This window comes from Microlunatus sp. M237, from assembly GCF_056896895.1.
On record NZ_JBXHBL010000001.1, the window covers coordinates 242,349 to 257,414 of the forward strand.

The 15,066-nt window shown below is 70.5% G+C and carries 13 protein-coding genes; 4 read left to right on the forward strand and 9 right to left on the reverse strand.

Going from position 1 to position 15,066, the window contains the following annotated elements; translation table 11 throughout:
- Positions 1-43: 43 nt before the first annotated feature.
- Positions 44-943 carry a Rieske (2Fe-2S) protein gene (locus AC1XX3_RS01140; RefSeq protein WP_483319238.1) on the reverse strand — a complete coding sequence of 300 codons (900 nt, stop codon included), beginning with the start codon at positions 941-943 and terminating at the stop codon, positions 44-46.
- Positions 944-1,120: 177 nt separating this feature from the next.
- On the opposite strand from AC1XX3_RS01140, the gene AC1XX3_RS01145 reads away from it, so the two are divergent.
- A complete protein-coding gene (locus tag AC1XX3_RS01145) occupies positions 1,121-2,029 on the forward strand; it encodes a sigma-70 family RNA polymerase sigma factor (protein ID WP_483319239.1) in 909 nt (302 codons plus the stop codon).
- Between the two features lie 8 nt (positions 2,030-2,037).
- On the opposite strand, the gene AC1XX3_RS01150 is transcribed toward AC1XX3_RS01145, so the two are convergent.
- Entirely contained in the window at positions 2,038-2,499 is a 462-nt protein-coding gene (locus AC1XX3_RS01150) for an SRPBCC family protein (protein WP_483319240.1), read from the reverse strand.
- Between the two features lie 165 nt (positions 2,500-2,664).
- Here AC1XX3_RS01150 and AC1XX3_RS01155 point away from each other — a divergent pair, with 165 nt between their 5' ends.
- The gene (locus AC1XX3_RS01155) at positions 2,665-4,251 is read left to right on the forward strand and encodes a phytoene desaturase family protein (RefSeq protein WP_483319241.1); all 1,587 of its coding nucleotides are present in this window, start codon (positions 2,665-2,667) and stop codon (positions 4,249-4,251) included.
- Between the two features lie 55 nt (positions 4,252-4,306).
- On the opposite strand, the gene AC1XX3_RS01160 is transcribed toward AC1XX3_RS01155, so the two are convergent.
- Both AC1XX3_RS01160 and AC1XX3_RS01165 read right to left on the reverse strand, forming a co-directional pair.
- Positions 4,307-4,630: a hypothetical protein gene (locus AC1XX3_RS01160; RefSeq protein ID WP_483319242.1), complete on the reverse strand. Its 324-nt coding sequence runs from the start codon at positions 4,628-4,630 to the stop codon at positions 4,307-4,309.
- Positions 4,631-4,664: 34 nt separating this feature from the next.
- Positions 4,665-4,952: a hypothetical protein gene (locus AC1XX3_RS01165; RefSeq protein WP_483319243.1), complete on the reverse strand. Its 288-nt coding sequence runs from the start codon at positions 4,950-4,952 to the stop codon at positions 4,665-4,667.
- 60 nt (positions 4,953-5,012) lie between these two features.
- On the opposite strand from AC1XX3_RS01165, the gene AC1XX3_RS01170 reads away from it, so the two are divergent.
- Positions 5,013-5,810, forward strand: coding sequence for an SDR family NAD(P)-dependent oxidoreductase (locus tag AC1XX3_RS01170; RefSeq protein ID WP_483319244.1), 798 nt, complete (start codon positions 5,013-5,015; stop codon positions 5,808-5,810).
- A 12-nt stretch (positions 5,811-5,822) separates the two neighbouring features.
- On the opposite strand, the gene AC1XX3_RS01175 is transcribed toward AC1XX3_RS01170, so the two are convergent.
- The 3 genes from AC1XX3_RS01175 to rhaI are packed head-to-tail and all read right to left on the reverse strand — an operon-like array spanning position 5,823 to position 10,522.
- Positions 5,823-7,244: a rhamnulokinase gene (locus AC1XX3_RS01175; RefSeq protein WP_483319245.1), complete on the reverse strand. Its 1,422-nt coding sequence runs from the start codon at positions 7,242-7,244 to the stop codon at positions 5,823-5,825.
- Between the two features lie 11 nt (positions 7,245-7,255).
- Positions 7,256-9,304 carry a bifunctional aldolase/short-chain dehydrogenase gene (locus AC1XX3_RS01180; protein WP_483319246.1) on the reverse strand — a complete coding sequence of 683 codons (2,049 nt, stop codon included), beginning with the start codon at positions 9,302-9,304 and terminating at the stop codon, positions 7,256-7,258.
- A 51-nt stretch (positions 9,305-9,355) separates the two neighbouring features.
- Entirely contained in the window at positions 9,356-10,522 is a 1,167-nt protein-coding gene (rhaI, locus tag AC1XX3_RS01185) for an L-rhamnose isomerase (RefSeq protein WP_483319247.1), read from the reverse strand.
- 248 nt (positions 10,523-10,770) lie between these two features.
- Here rhaI and AC1XX3_RS01190 point away from each other — a divergent pair, with 248 nt between their 5' ends.
- The gene (locus tag AC1XX3_RS01190; RefSeq protein ID WP_483319248.1) at positions 10,771-11,841 is read left to right on the forward strand and encodes a LacI family DNA-binding transcriptional regulator; all 1,071 of its coding nucleotides are present in this window, start codon (positions 10,771-10,773) and stop codon (positions 11,839-11,841) included.
- On the opposite strand, the gene AC1XX3_RS01195 is transcribed toward AC1XX3_RS01190, so the two are convergent.
- Positions 11,826-13,640 carry an AMP-dependent synthetase/ligase gene (locus tag AC1XX3_RS01195; RefSeq protein ID WP_483319249.1) on the reverse strand — a complete coding sequence of 605 codons (1,815 nt, stop codon included), beginning with the start codon at positions 13,638-13,640 and terminating at the stop codon, positions 11,826-11,828. The genes AC1XX3_RS01190 and AC1XX3_RS01195 overlap by 16 nt on opposite strands.
- Positions 13,641-13,786: 146 nt before the next feature.
- The gene (locus AC1XX3_RS01200; protein ID WP_483319250.1) at positions 13,787-15,004 is read right to left on the reverse strand and encodes an acetyl-CoA C-acetyltransferase; all 1,218 of its coding nucleotides are present in this window, start codon (positions 15,002-15,004) and stop codon (positions 13,787-13,789) included.
- Between the last annotated feature and the right edge of the window lie 62 nt (positions 15,005-15,066).

A 15,066-nucleotide genomic window follows, 5' to 3' on the forward strand; every position in this document is an offset into this window, starting at 1 on the left:
GCCACAACCACGGCCGGATCACCGAGCCCAGGCTCTACCCTGCTCAGCTGCCGACCGGGTTCTCCCGCAGCGACCGGTCGTCGACGAGTCGGCGCACCTGGATCCGGCCGGACTCGTTGCGCACCTCGAAGCGCGGCTGCGGACGGGTCGCCGGCCCGTGCAGGACTGAGCCGTCGGCGAGAGAGAACTCGCTGTTGTGCCACGGGCACCGGACACAGCCGTCGACGACCTCGCCCTCGTGCAGCGGGGCGCCACGGTGGGTGCACCTGTCGTTGTACGCCACCACAGTCTGGTCCTCGGTCCGGGTGAGGAGCACCGGCACTCCCCCCGCGTCGACCAAGGTCAGCTTCCCGACGTGCACCTGGTCGGCGGCGCCGGCATCGCACCACTGCTCGCTGCCTTCCTGGAAGGCGGTGGTGTCGACGCCGACCCCGAGGGCGTAGGAGAGGTGACCGCCCAGCCAGCCCGCACCACCGGTCAGCCCCATCGCGGGCAGGCTCAGCGCCACCCCGAGACCGTGGCGACCGCTGCGGCGGGCCAACCAGCTGGCGGCGTAGATGCTGATCGCACCGGCGTTGAGCAACGCATGGGCGAGCCCGACGCGCCTCTCCGCGCCGGTCGTGTCGCGCCAGTCGCTGAGGCCGGCCACTGCGGTGGGGACAGCGGCCAGCGTGCCGAAGCCGACCAGCGTGCGGGCGGTCTCCTTGTGGCCGAGCAGGTCCATCAGCAGCGCCGAGGTCCAGGAACCGATCGGGACGGTCACCAGCAGCGGGTGCAGCGGATGGCCGAGCGGCGTCCCGCTGAGCACATCTCCCAGCCATCGCGGTCGGCTCAGCATCGCCGTCGCCCGGCTCAGCGGCTCCGCCGGCTTGTCCAGCCCTTCCGCCCGCTCGACCAGCGTGGTCAGGGTGTTCAGGAAGCGGCCGAGCTTGTTGGATGCCATGTCGGGCGGTTACCCCGAACCCGGCCCACGAAACGTGATCGGAGGCGGCGCCGGGGATCAAAAAAAGCGTCAAGAAAATCGCTGCTGCGGTGTTTGTGACCTCGGCCACGGGCTATTGCTGTTCTGACGAGGTTAATCAGCAGCCTCCTCCGGCCGTCCCGAAATGGGTGCCGCACCATGATCCCCTCCCTATATTCCCCCGGCGAAGTCACGTCGTTCAGCACTGAGCAGCGCGACGCCTTCGTCCGATCACTCTTCGACGAGATGGCCGGGGCGGATCCCGCCCGGCTCGAGGAGCTCCGCGAGGCAGTGGTCCAGGCCTGTCTCGGCTGGTCCGACCAGGTCAGCCGGCGCTTCCGTTCCCGTGGGATTCCCGACGACGACCTGGTGCAGGTGGGCCGGCTCGGACTGCTCGAGGCCGTGAAGCGGTATCAGCCGGGACCCTATCCGTTCTCCGCTTTCGCCTATCCGACCATCACCGGCAAGATCAAGAAGTACTTCCGCGACCAGGGCTGGATGATCAGGCCGCCGCGCCGGTTGCAGGAGGCCGGCAGCGAGGTGACCGAGGCGGTCCGGACACTGTCGCAGTCGCTCGGGCGTCACCCCAGTCACGCCGAGATCGCTGCCCACATGCAGGTCGACATCAGCGAGGTGCGGGAGGTGCTGACCGTCACCAGCTGCTTCCAGCCCGGGTCGATCGACTCCCGGGGCAGCCGCGAAGGTGGAGCAAGCATCGGCGACTTCCTGCGCAGCCCGGACAACGACCTCGAGGTGGCCGAAGCCAAGCTGGTACTCAGCCCTGCGTTGCGGCTGCTGAGCGATGCCGACCGTGAGCTGTTGCGGCTGAGGTTCGTCGAGGACCTGGTCCAGCAGGACATCGCCGAACGGCTCGGCGTCAGTCAGATGCAGGTCAGTCGCCGGCTGCGCCGCATCTTCACCACCCTGCGGGCCGAGATCGGCACCGTCGCCACCGGGCAGGAGACGGAGCCGGCCGCAGAGATGGCGGCGTCGTCACCCGCCACCACGGTGCATGCCACTCGGGCGCAGCCGTTGACGCCGTCGGACGCCCGCGCCGACGCGGCCTAGGCCAGCCCTCACGCCTGTGCGGCGGCTCGGCCCTTCGCCAGCAGGCCGAGCCGTTGCAGCGTCTCCCGGTTCCGCGGCACGGTGGCAGCCTGGCGAATCGGTTGCGGAACCACCAGGAACGGTCCGGAAGTCGCGTCCTCCTGGATGCTCAGCAGCGACTCCGAGGGGCCGAGGTCGGCGACAGTGATCCGGACAGTCGCCTCGCCCGTCGGCCACCCCCGCGCCTTCAGCACGAGCTCGGTCTGCGGGTTGCACTCCAGCACCTCGGTGCGGTCGTTGATCACCAGCGGCCACAGCCCGAACGAGTGGTGCAGGCAGCTGCCGACCTGGGGCCAGGCCGCCTCGACGTCGCGTACCCGGGAGGCACCCACCACCCAGCTGGCGTAGGTCCAGCCGTCCGCGAGGACTGACCAGACGGCGGACTGCGGCGCATCCACGTGGTGCTGGACGGTGGCGGGCGAGCTGCTCATGGCGGACTGTCCTCTCCTCGGTTCGCGCAACCACAGGAGCGGGCTGGCGTCGTCTGAATGGATACCCTGGCGAGGACATTCCTACCCTGATCACCGCGGAAGCGACCCCAACGGTAGGGCACCCAGCGACTGACGCACCATCGAGGTCGCAGCGAAGGAGACGCCATGACCACCAGCTACGACGCCGTCGTCATCGGAGCAGGACCGAACGGCCTGGTGAGCGCCAACCGGCTGGTCGACGCCGGCTGGGACGTCCTGGTGCTCGAGGCCCAGGACACCGTGGGCGGCGCCGTCCGCAGCGACACCGATCTGCACCCCGATTTCGTCCAGGACACCTTCTCGGCGTTCTACCCCCTGGCCGTGGCTTCCCGGCCGATCCGCTCGCTGGCGCTGGAGAACTACGGTCTGGAGTGGGCCCACGCGCCGGCCGTGCTGGGTCATCCGCGCGTGGACGGCTCCTGGGCCCTGCTGTCCCGCGACCGGGACGTCACGGCGGGGCTGATGGAGCAGCAGCACCCGGGCGACGGGGACGCGTGGCGCGAGCTCTGCGACACCTGGGACAAGATCGGATCCACGGTGACCAGCGCGCTGATGACGCCGATGCCGCCGCTCCGACCCGCTCTGGCGATGCTGGCCCGGCTGCCCTCGGTCGGCGGCCTCTCCTTCGTCAAGATGCTGCTGGAGCCGGTCTCGACGCTGGCCTCGAAGCGTTTCGGTGGTGACGCCGCGCAGCTGCTGATGAGCGGCAACGCGGGGCATGCCGACATCGCCCTCGACTCGGCCGGCTCCGGACTGATGGCGCTGCTGCTCACCATGCTCGGGCAGACCGTCGGTTACCCCGCCCCGGTCGGCGGCTCGGGTCAGCTGACCGCGGCCATGGCGCGGCGGCTGGAGGCCAAGGGCGGCACCATCCGTACCGGGTCGCCGGTCGACCAGGTGGTGGTGGCCGACGGTCGAGCCGTCGGCGTCCGCTGCCGGGGCGAGGAGATCCGCGCCCGTCGGGCAGTGGTGGCCGATGTGCCCGCCGCCCACCTCTACGGCGGTCTGGTGAGCTGGGATGACCTGCCCGGGCGTACCCGCCGCGACATGGGCACCTTCGACCTCGACGCCGCCACGGTCAAGGTGGACTGGGCCCTGAGCGCACCGGTCCCGTGGGCCGGCGAGCCGCCGCACGCGCCGGGGACCGTGCACGTCGCGCGGTCGGCCGACGCCATCGCGATCGCCATGGCTCAGGTGGCCGCCCACCAGGTCCCGGCGGACCCGTTCCTGCTGATGGGGCAGATGACGACCACCGACCCCACCCGGTCACCGGCCGGCACCGAGTCGGTGTGGGCCTACACCCACGTCCCGCAGCAGGTCAGGACCGACGCCCGAGGGGAGATCCGCGGCGTCTGGGACGCCGACGACTGCGAGCGCTACGCCGACCGGATGCAGGCCCAGATCGAGCGGTACGCCCCCGACTTCGCGTCGCGGATCCTGCGCCGCCGGGTGCTCGGTCCGCGCCAGCTCGAGGAGCGCAACGCCAACCTTCTCGGCGGCGCAATCAACGGCGGCACGGCCAACCTGCACCAGCAGCTCATCTTCCGCCCGGTCCCAGGTCTCGGGCGTGCCGGTACGCCGGTCCGGCACCTCTACCTCGGGTCCGCGTCGGCCCATCCCGGTGGTGGCGTGCACGGTGCCTGCGGGATGAACGCCGCCCGGGCCGCACTGGCCGACGCCCGGCTGGAGACCGCGAGCCGGATATTCCGCTAGCTGTCCGGGCCACAACGGTGTCGACGACTCGGGTGGCACCGAGGGTGGTTCGGTCCTAGCGCGCACCGAGGGCGCTATTGATGGCGTCGACCACCTGGTGCGGGTCGTCGACGGTGATCACCAGGCGGTCGAACCGCTCCGCGGGGTCAAGGGTGATGACGACGGCGCGCTCGTAGCCGGAGATGTTCCAGAACTGCTTGTTGCCGTGGGCGTGGAAGGTGCCGACCAGCTTCCCCGGCAGACCGAGACCGGGACCCCGCCAGCCCTTCGGCTCGTCTCTGATGCCCGGATCGAAGGTGGCTCCCCGGACGTGCTCGAGCGGGAACTTCAGGCGGCGCGTGAACGACCACACCTTGTTCACGCCGACCGGCTCAACCACCAGGTGCTCCGGGTGAGGGTGACTCTGTTGCTGCTCATGCCGACTCTTTCTGCCGATGCAGCCCTGCGCGGGCCAGCAGGCGACTGCCTAGGTGGGTTTCGGTGATGCCGTGTGCATCGAGGAGGGGCCGAATCCGCTCGCGGACCCGTGGATCGGTCGGGGCGAGTTCGAGCAGGCCGACAAGGATCACGTCGAGCCGTTCCGCTGAGCCGGTCTCGGTCGCGTCGACCGCATCGAGAACCCGCAGGAACAGCCCGTGCTTGCTGCCAAAGACGCCGTACAGACTGCCCCGGTGTACACCGGTGGCTTCGACCCTCGCCACGACAGGGCTCGACCACGAACACGCGGGTTGGGCGCCGCCGTCGGGGGTATCGGGACTGCCATGACCATCACCAGACCTCTGGCCCTGATCACGGGGGCCTCCAGCGGCATCGGGCTCGAGTTGGCCCGGGAGTTCGCCGAGCACGACTTCGACCTGTTCCTGTGCGCCGAGGACGACGGCTTGGAGGTCGCCGCCGCAGACCTGCGGGCGCTCGGTGCTGTGGTGCGGTTCCACCAGGTGGACCTGCGGACGGGTGCGGGGGTCGAGGACCTCTACGCCGCGGTGATGGCGGGCGGTCAGCCGGTCGCGGCAGCCGCGCTCAACGCGGGCGTCGGCCGCGGCGGCCCGTTCGTGGAGACCCCGCTCGAGGACGAGCTGGACCTCATCCGGCTCAATGTGATGAGCACGGTCCATCTGGCGAAGCTGGTGCTGCCCGACATGGTCGCCCGCAACGAGGGCCGGCTGCTGGTCACCTCTTCCATCGCCGCCACCATGCCGGGCGCGTTCCAGGCGGTCTACAACGCCTCGAAGTCGTTCCTGCAGTCCTTCGTGGAGGCGCTGCAGAACGAGCTCAAGGACACCGACGTGACCTTGACCTCGCTGATGCCCGGGCCCACCGACACCGACTTCTTCGACCGGGCCGAGATGGACGACACCCCCGTCGGACAGGGCAGCAAGGACGACCCCGCCCAGGTGGCCAAACAGGGATTCGAGGCGCTGATGTCCGGCCGCGACAAGCTGACCGCCGGCTCGCTGAAGACCAAGGCCCAGGGCCTGGCCAATAAGGTGCTGCCCGACGCCGCCAAGAGCCAGGCCCACCGACTCATGGCTGAGCCGAAGGACCACTCCGACTCCTGAGCGGGTCCCCGGTCAGCTCGGCCAGTAGGTGGTCAGCGTGCTGTGCTCGGCCACCAGCCGTCGCAGGTCCTCCAGCGACCCGGCCACGGCGCCATGGGCGCGCGCCTGCACCAGCACGTTGCCGAGCGCCGTGGCCTCCACCGGACCGGCCACCACCGCCATCCCGCAGCGGTCGGCGGTGAGCTGGCACAGCAGCGCGTTCTGCGAGCCGCCGCCGACCACGTGCACCACCGATACCGGCCGGCCCGACAGCTCGACCGCCTGCCGAAGGATCTCGGCGTACGCCACGGCGAGCGAGTCGAGGATGCACCGGGTGAGAGCGGCCGGGCCCTCGGGTGGGCGTTGACCGGTCCGGACACAGGCGTCGACGATCCGGTCCGCCATCCGGCCCGGGGCGATCAATGCGTCGTCGTCGACGTCGATCGTCGGACCCCCGGACGGCAGCGTGGCCGCCTGCGCCAACAGCGTCGGCAGGTCGACGGCCTCGCCGGAGTCTGACCACTGCCGCAGCGACTCCTGCAGCAGCCACAACCCGGAGGCGTTGCGGAGATAGCGGATCCGGCCGTCCACCCCGGCCTCGTTGGTGAAGTTGGCCAGCCGGCTCGCCTCGGTTCGGATGGGTGCGTCGAGCTCGACCCCCACCAGCGACCAGGTGCCGGACGAGATGTAGGCGAAGTCGCTCCGGGTGGCGGGGACGGCGACCACCGCCGAAGCGGTGTCGTGCGAGCCCACCGCGGTGACCACCGTGGCGGTGCCCAGCCCGGTCCGCTCGGCCACCTCCGCGGTGACCGGTCCGGACACACTGCCGGCCTGCCGGATCGACGGCAGCAGCGAGGCGTCGATCCCCAGCCGCTCCAGCAGCGGCCGCGACCACTCCTGCCGGGTCGCGTCGAACAGCGCAGTGGTCGAGGCGTTGGTCGCCTCCGCCTGCACCACCCCGGTCAGCCAGTAGGTCAGCAGGTCAGGCAGCAACAGCATCCGGGCCGCCCGCGGCCAGCGGTCACCGCCCACCTCCGCGGCCAGCTGGTAGATCGTGTTGAACGGCAGGTACTGCAGCCCGGTGACGTCATAGAGCTCGGCCGGACCGACGCGCTCGTGCACGCCGTCGATCACCGGCACGGTCCGGGCATCACGGTACGCCCAAGGGTCGCCGACCAGAGCACCGTCGGCGTCGAGCAGCCCGTAGTCCACCGCCCAGGTGTCGATCCCGATGCTGACCACCTCGCGATGGCGGCGCGCCAGCTCGGTCAGTCCGGTCAGCACCTGCTCGTACAGCCCTCGGACGTCCCAGAACAGCGATCCGTCGCGTTCGGTCACGCCGTTCGCGAAGCGGTGCACCACCTCCAGCTCGACCCGGCCACCGGTGACCAGTCCCGCCATCACCCGGCCGCCGGAGGCGCCGATGTCGACCGCCCCGAACACCTTCGTCGGCACCGGATCCCGCCTCAGCGGAGGAAGGCGGCGGCGACGCCGGCGTCGACGGGGATGTGCAGCCCGGTGGTGTGGCTGAGCTCGTTGGAGGTCAGCACGGCGGCGGCGTTGGCGACGTGGACGGGCAGCACCTCCCGCTTGAGCAGCGTGCGTTGCGCGTAGTACGCCCCGAGCTCCTCCTCCGGCACCCCATAGACCGCGGCCCGCTTGGCGCCCCAGCCACCGGCGAAGATGCCACTGCCCCGGACCACCCCGTCGGGGTTGATGCCGTTGACCCGGATGCCGTGCTCCCCCAGCTCGGCGGCGAGGAGGCGCACCTGGTGGGCCTGGTCGGCCTTGGTCGCGCTGTAGGCGACGTTGTTGGGGCCGGCGAAGACCGAGTTCTTGGACGAGATGTAGACGATGTCCCCGCCGAGGCCCTGGTCGATCATCACCGCGGCCGCGGCCTGCGAGACCAGGAAGGAGCCCTTGGCCATCACGTCGTGCTGCAGATCCCAGTCGGCCTCGGTGGTCTCCAGCAACGGCTTCGACACCGACAGCCCGGCGTTGTTGACCACCAGGTCCAACCCGCCGAAGGCGAGCACCGCCGACTCCACCGCGGCCCGGACCGCAGCCGCGTCGGTGACGTCGGCCTGGACCCCGACGGCCACGTCGGTGCCGCCGAGCTCGGCGGCGGCCGCCTGGGCCGCCTCCAGCGTGAGGTCGGCGATCACCACGCAGGCGCCTTCGGCGGCGAGCCTGGTGGCGACGGCCTTGCCGATGCCGCTGGCCGCGCCGGTGACCAACGCGATCCGGCCGGCGTGCGAGCGGGGCGCGGGCATCCGCTGCAGCTTGGCCTCCTCCAGGGCCCAGTACTCGATCCGGAACTTCTCACTCTCGTCGATCGGGGCGTACGTCGACACCGACTCCGCGCCCCGCATCACCGCAACGGCGTTGAGGTAGAACTCCCCGGCCACCCGGGCGGTCTGCTTGGTGGCGCCGTAGGAGAACATCCCGACGCCGGGCACCAAGATGATGGCGGGATCGGCGCCGCGGATGGCGGGCGACTCCGGCGTGGCGTAGCGGTCGTAGTAGGCCTGATAGTCCTCGCGGTACTGCGTGTGCAGCTCCGCCAGCCGGGCCACGGCGTCGGCGACGTCGGCGTCAGCCGGCAGGTCGAGCACCAGCGGCTTCACCTTGGTCCGCAGGAAGTGATCGGGGCAGGAGGTGCCGAGGGCAGCCAGCCGGGGATGCTCGGTGGCGGCGAGGAACTGCAGCACCTCGTCGGAGTCGGTGAAGTGGCCGACCACCGGACGGTCGGCGGAGGCCAGCGCACGCAGATGCGGGGCCAGCGCGGCAGCCTTGGCCCGACGCTCGGCGACCGGCAGCGGGGCGTACCCGGGCAGCGGTGGCCCGAACGGCTCCGCCGAGCCGTGCTGGTCGAGATAGCGCTGGGCGGTGGTGATGATCCAGCTGGAGTTGGCCTCCGCCTCGTCGCTGCTGTCGCCCCAGGCCGTGATCCCGTGCCCGCCGAGGATGGTGCCGATCGCCTGCGGGTTGGCCTGCTTGATCCGGGCGATGTCCAGCCCCAGCTGGAACCCGGGCCGCCGCCACGGCACCCAGACCACCCGCTCGCCGAAGATGGTGCGGGTGAGCTCCTCGCCGTCGGCGGCCGCGGCGATCGCGATGCCGGCGTCGGGGTGCAGGTGGTCGACGTGGGGGGCGTCGACCAGGCCGTGCATGGCGGTGTCGATCGACGGTGCCGCGCCGCCCTTACCGTGCAGGCAGTAGTCGAAGGCCGTCACCATCTCGTCCTCGCGGTCGAGCGCCTGCTCGCCCCACGACTCGTAGGTCGCGACCAGCGCCTGCACCCGGTCCAGCCGGAGCACGGCGAGTCCCTGCTCGGTCAGCGTGCCGAGGTCACCGCCACTGCCCTTGACCCACAGCAGCGAGACGTCCTGCCCGGTCACCGGGTCGGCGGCGGTCCCTTTGGCCGAGGTGTTGCCGCCGGCGTAGTTGGTGTTGCGGGGGTCGGCGCCCAGGCGGTTGGAGCGGGCGATCAGGGCCTGCACTTCGTTGGTCACGATGGTCCTCGTCGGTCTCGGGAGATGGTCGATCGTCGGTTCGAGACGCTCTCAGGCGCCCCAGCCGGCCTGGTCGCCGCCGACCCGCTCGGCGTTGATGCGCTCCTGATAGCCGCTGGACCGGTACGCCGCCATCGGGTCGGCCGGCAGCCCACGAGAGGCGCGCCAGTCGGCGAGGTCAGCTCGGACATCGGTGTAGAACGCGTCCATCATGACCGCGTTGGCGCCGAGCACGTCACCGGCTCGCTCCGCCTCCGCCAGTGCCGCCCGGTCCACCAGCAAGGCCCGCGCCGTCATCTCCTGCACATTGAGGACCGAGCGGATCTGCCCGGGGATCTTGGCTTCGACGTTGTGGCACTGGTCGAGCATGAACGCCACCGGCGACTCGGGACCGTAGCCTCCGCCCCGAACGACCTCGAACAGGATCCGGAACAGCTGGAACGGGTCGGCGGCGCCGACGATCAGGTCGTCGTCGGCGTAGAAGCGGGAGTTGAAGTCGAACGAGCCCAGCCGGCCCAGTCGCAGCAGCTGCGCCACGATGAACTCGATGTTGGTCCCGGGGGCGTGGTGGCCGGTGTCCAGGCAGACCAGCGCCCGCTCCCCCAGCGCCAGGCAGTGAGCGTACGAGGTGCCCCAGTCGGGCACGTCGGTGGCGTAGAAGGCGGGCTCGAAGAACTTGTACTCCAACACCAGCCGCTGCTCGGGTCCGAGCCTGGCGTAGACCTCGGCCAGCGACTCGCCCAGCCGGTCCTGCCGGCCGCGGAGATCGCCCTGGCCGGGATAGTTCGTGCCGTCGGCCAGCCAGATCTTCAGGTCACGCGAGCCGGTCTCGTCCATGATGTCGATGCACTCATGCATGTGCGCGATCGCCTTGGCGCGTACCCGCTCGTCGACGTGGGTCAGGCTGCCGAACTTGTAGTCGTCGTCTTGGAACGTGTTGGAGTTGATGGTCCCCAGCGCGACGCCGTGGTCGGCGGCGTAGGCGCCCAGGGCGGCGTAGTCGTCGACCTTGTCCCACGGGATGTGCAGCGCGACGGTGGGCGCGAGGCCGGTGAGGGCATGCACGGTGGCGGCGTCGGCGATCTTCTCCTGCGGGGTCCGTGGCACGCCCGGCTGACCGAAAACGCGGAAGCGGGTGCCGGAGTTGCCGAACGCCCAGGAGGGGAGCTCGATGGCCTGTCCGGCGAGGAGATCGGCGATGTCGGCGAACGTGGTCATGGCGTCCTATCGAGTTGACGAGACACGACGTGTCCCAGCGGTAGCTTTGGCCCGGCTTCGGTTGGCGCCCGCAGCGCCGCACCCGGGTCACCGGTGGCGGCGCATCGACCGGGAGACCGGCAGGCGCGATTTGAATCGTTTCAGCATCTGCAGGCTAATCCGTGGCCGACCGGCCTGTCAATCACCGACGAGCGGGGCACCCGGGAACGGAACTGCAGCGTGCGGGCGCGTCGGGCACTATGGGCTCCATGGTGAGCCAACCCCCGGTGAGCATCCGCGACGTCGCCGAGCGGGCCGGAGTCGCCCTCGGCACGGTCTCGAACGTGCTGAACCGGCCGGAGAAGGTGGCCGACGCCACCCGCAAGCGGGTCCAGGACGCCATCGCCGAGCTGGGGTTCGTCCGCAACGACGCCGCCCGGCAGCTGCGCGCCGGCAAGAGCCGTACGGTCGGACTCGTCGTCCTGGACGTCAGCAACCCCTTCTTCACCGCGGTCGGTCGCGGGGCCGAGGCCCGCGCGGCCGAGGCAGGACTGTCGGTGCTGCTGGGCAACAGCGACGAGCTGCCCGACCGAGAGGCGGCCTACATGGACCTGTTCGAGGAGCAGCGGGTGCAAGGGCTGCTGGTCTCGCCGATCGGCGATGTCTTCGCCCGGCTCGCCCGGCTCCGGGACCGGGGCACGCCAACCGTGCTGGTCGACCGCCGGGCCGATGGGCGGGGTTTCTCGTCGGTCTCGGTCGACGATGTGGCCGGCGGCTATCTCGCCGTCAGCCACCTGATCGAGCAAGGCTGCGCCCGGATCGCTTTCGTCGGCGGCCCGCTGAGCATCCTGCAGGTCGCCGACCGGCTGCAGGGCGCCAGCCAGGCGGTCGCCGAGCATCGCGGCGTCCAGCTGGAGATCCTGTCCCAGGCGGGGCTCACCGTCCACAACGGCCGCGCGGTGGGCCAGGACATCGTCGAGCGGCGCCCGGCCGACCGCCCGGACGGGGTGTTCGCGGCCAACGACCTGGTCGCGGTGGGGCTGCTCCAGTCCTTCACCATGCTCGGCGACCTCTCGGTGCCGACCGACATCGCCCTGGTCGGCTACGACGACATCGACTTCGCCAGCGCGACGGTGGTGCCGCTGACCTCGGTACGTCAGCCGGCAGCCACCATGGGCCACACTGCCGTCGAGCTGCTGCTGCGCGAGATCGACGCCGCGACGACCGGAGTGCCGTTCAGCCACGAGCAGGTCCTCTTCCAACCCGAGCTGGTGGTCCGGGAGTCGTCGCTGCGCTCGGTCGGACCGCCGCGCGGGCCCAGGGCTCAGACCGTGTCGTAGAGGCTGTTCAGCACCTGCTCGTACTTCTTCTCCACCGCCTTGCGACGGATCTTCAGGCTGGGGGTGACCTCACCGTCGTCGATGCTGAGCTCGCTCGGCAGGATCTCGAACCGCTTGACGGTCTCCCACCGCTCCAGCTGCCGGTTCGCGTCATCGACGAAGCCCTGCACCATCGCGTGCACCGCGGGCGACGCCACCAGCTGACCGTAGGACAGCTCGGCCAGCCCGTTCTTGGTCCCCCAGTCCTGGATCGCGTCGGGGTCGAGGGCGATCAGAGCCGTGACATATTTGCGGCCCTCGCCGTGCACCACGATCTGGCTGAGGTACGGGCAGGCGGCCTTGAGGATCCCCTCGACCTTCTGCGGGGCGACGTACTTGCCGCCGGAGGTCTTGATCAGGTCCTTCTTGCGGTCGGTGATCCGCAGGTAGCCCAGCTCGTCCAGCTCGCCGATGTCACCGGTGGCGAACCAGCCGTCGACGATCGACTCGGCGGTCAGCTCGGGCAGGTTGTGGTATCCCTGCATCACCCCGGGACCGGAGAGGAACACCTCGCCGTCGTCGCCGATCCGGACCTGGGTGCCGGGGACCGGTGGGCCGACGGTGCCGAACCGCGGCTTGCGCGGGTCCGGGACGCAGGCAGCGGCGCTGGTCTCGGTCAGCCCGTAGGCCTCCAGCACCTTGAGCCCGGCGGCGAAGAACCACTCCTGGACGTCGCGGTTGAGCGCGGCCGACCCGGAGATGAAGAAGCTGATCCGGCCACCCATCCGGTCCTTGATCTTGCTGAACACCAGCTTGTCGGCGAGCTTGTACTGGGCGGCGAGCAGGCCGGTGGGCTCCTCGCCCCGCAGCCGGATCGGCACCGTCTTGTTTCCGACGGCGAAGGCCCAGTTGAAGATCTTGGCCTTGACGCCGCTCTGTGCGCCCATCATCACCTTGGAACGGACCTTCTCGAAGATCCGCGGGGCGCCGGCCATGAAGGTCGGCTTCACCACGCCCAGGTTCTCGACGATCTTGTCGATGTTGCCGTCGATCGCGGTGGCGAAGCCGATCTTCAGCTGGATGGCGATCAGCGCCTTGCCGAACACGTGCGAGAGCGGCAGCCACAGGTATTGCAGGTCGTCGCGGCTGAGGATGTCGAACTCCTCGATCGCCGACCCGATGTAGGTCCAGGCGTCCTGCGCCAGCCGCACGCCCTTGGGCCGGCCGGTGGTGCCGGAGGTGTAGATCAGCGTGGACAGATGCTGCGGGCCGACCATGGCGATCGCCTGGTCCACGGCGCCCGGGTTCGCCTCGAGATAGTCACGGCCGGCGGCCTGGAGCTGCTTCCAGTCCATCACCAGCGGGTGGTCGACGTGGCCGGTGATCAGCACGATCTTGCGCAGCAGCGGCAGGTCGTCGAGGTGGTCGAGCACCTTGGCCACCTGCAGCTCGTCCTCGGCGATCAGCACCCGCGTCTCGGAGTCGGCCAGGATGTAGGCGACGTCCTCGTGCTGGGTGGTCGGGTAGACCGTCGTGGTTGCGCCACCGGCACACATCACGGCGAGGTCGGCGAGCACCCATTCCATCCGGGTGCTGCTCGAGATCGCCACCCGGTTCTCCAGCTGCACGTCCAGCGACAGCAGACCGGCGGCCAGGCTGAAGGCCGACGACTTCAGCTCATCCCAGGTCAGGCTGACCCAGCGACCGTCATCCAGATAGCGGAAGGCCTCTCGCGGCCCGGACGCCTTGACCTGCTCCAGGAGCATCGCGCCCACCGAGGTCGACCGCATCGACAGCCGTTCTTCCAACGACTCTGTCATTTCTTGCTCCCACGCTAGTTCCCGATCCGGACCGGGTCGCACCACGTGTGACCTGGCTAACAGCGAGCCTACCGATCGCTGACCACCCTGGACGATACGGGGCTTTTCTCTCTGGGAAAACTCAGGGAACGGGCGTGGAGTGCTGGTCAGGACAGGCGCTGCAGGATGACGGCCATCCCTTGGCCGCCGCCGACGCACATCGTCTCGAGCCCGAACTCGGCGTCGCGGCGCTGCAGGGCGTTCAGCAGGGTGGTCATGATCCGCGCCCCGGTCGCCCCGAACGGGTGACCCAGCGCGATCGCCCCACCGTGCACGTTCAGCCGCTCATCGTCGATCCCGAGCTCGCGGGCCGAGGCGATCACCTGGACCGCGAAGGCCTCGTTGATCTCCACCAGATCCATGTCCGCGATGTCCAGCCCGGCGCGGGCCAGCGCCTGCCGAGACGCCTCGACCGGGCCCATCCCCATGATCTCCGGGCTGAGACCGCTGACCCCGGTGGCGACGATCCGGGCCAGCGGCGTCAGCCCGAGCTCGGCCGCGCGGCTGTCGCTCATCACCACCACCGCGGCGGCACCGTCGCTGAGTGGGCAGCAGTTCGCTGCGGTGACCGTGCCGGCGGTCCGGAAAGCGGGCCGCAGCCCTGCGATGCCGTCCAGCGTGGTGCCGGCCCGCGGGCTGTCGTCGGTGCTGGTCACGGTGCCGTCGGGCAGCAGGACCGGGACGATCTCGTCGGCGTAGACGCCGGTCCTGATCGCCTCCTCGGCCCGGTGCTGCGAGCGCACCGCGTACGCATCCTGCTCGGCGCGGGTGATGCCGTACGTGGTGGCCACGTTCTCTGCGGTCTGGCCCATGGCGATGTAGACGTCGGGGAGCTGACCGTCGCGCCTGGGGTCGTGCCAGCGGACGTTGCTCTGCGCCGTCGCGGCGCTCCGTGCCTGCGCGGGGTCGAAGAGTGGGTGGACATCCCCGCCGAGATCCGCGCCCGCGGCGTTGCGATAGCGCGAGACGCACTCGACGCCGGCCGAGACGAAGGCGTGACCCTCCCCCGCCTTGATCGCATGGAAGGCCATCCGCGCGGTCTGCACGCTGGAGGCACAGAACCGGTTGACGGTGGCGGCCGGAACACCGTCGAGGCCGAGCTGGACCGCGACCCGGCGGGCCACGTTGCCGCCCTGCTCATCGCGAGGCTCCGCGCAGCCGAGGTAGAGATCGTCCAGCTCGTCCGGGTCGAACCCCGGCAGCCGGTCCAGCGCCGCCTGGATCACTCCGGCGGCGAGGTCGTCAGGGCGTACGTCGGTGAGCGAACCTTTGCCGGCGCGGCCGATCGGGGTACGTGCGGCGGAGACGATCACGGCTTCGGGCACGGGATTGCTCCTTGCTGGTCGGGCCGGGGCTGGTCGGGCCGGGGCTGGTCGGGCCGGGCGTC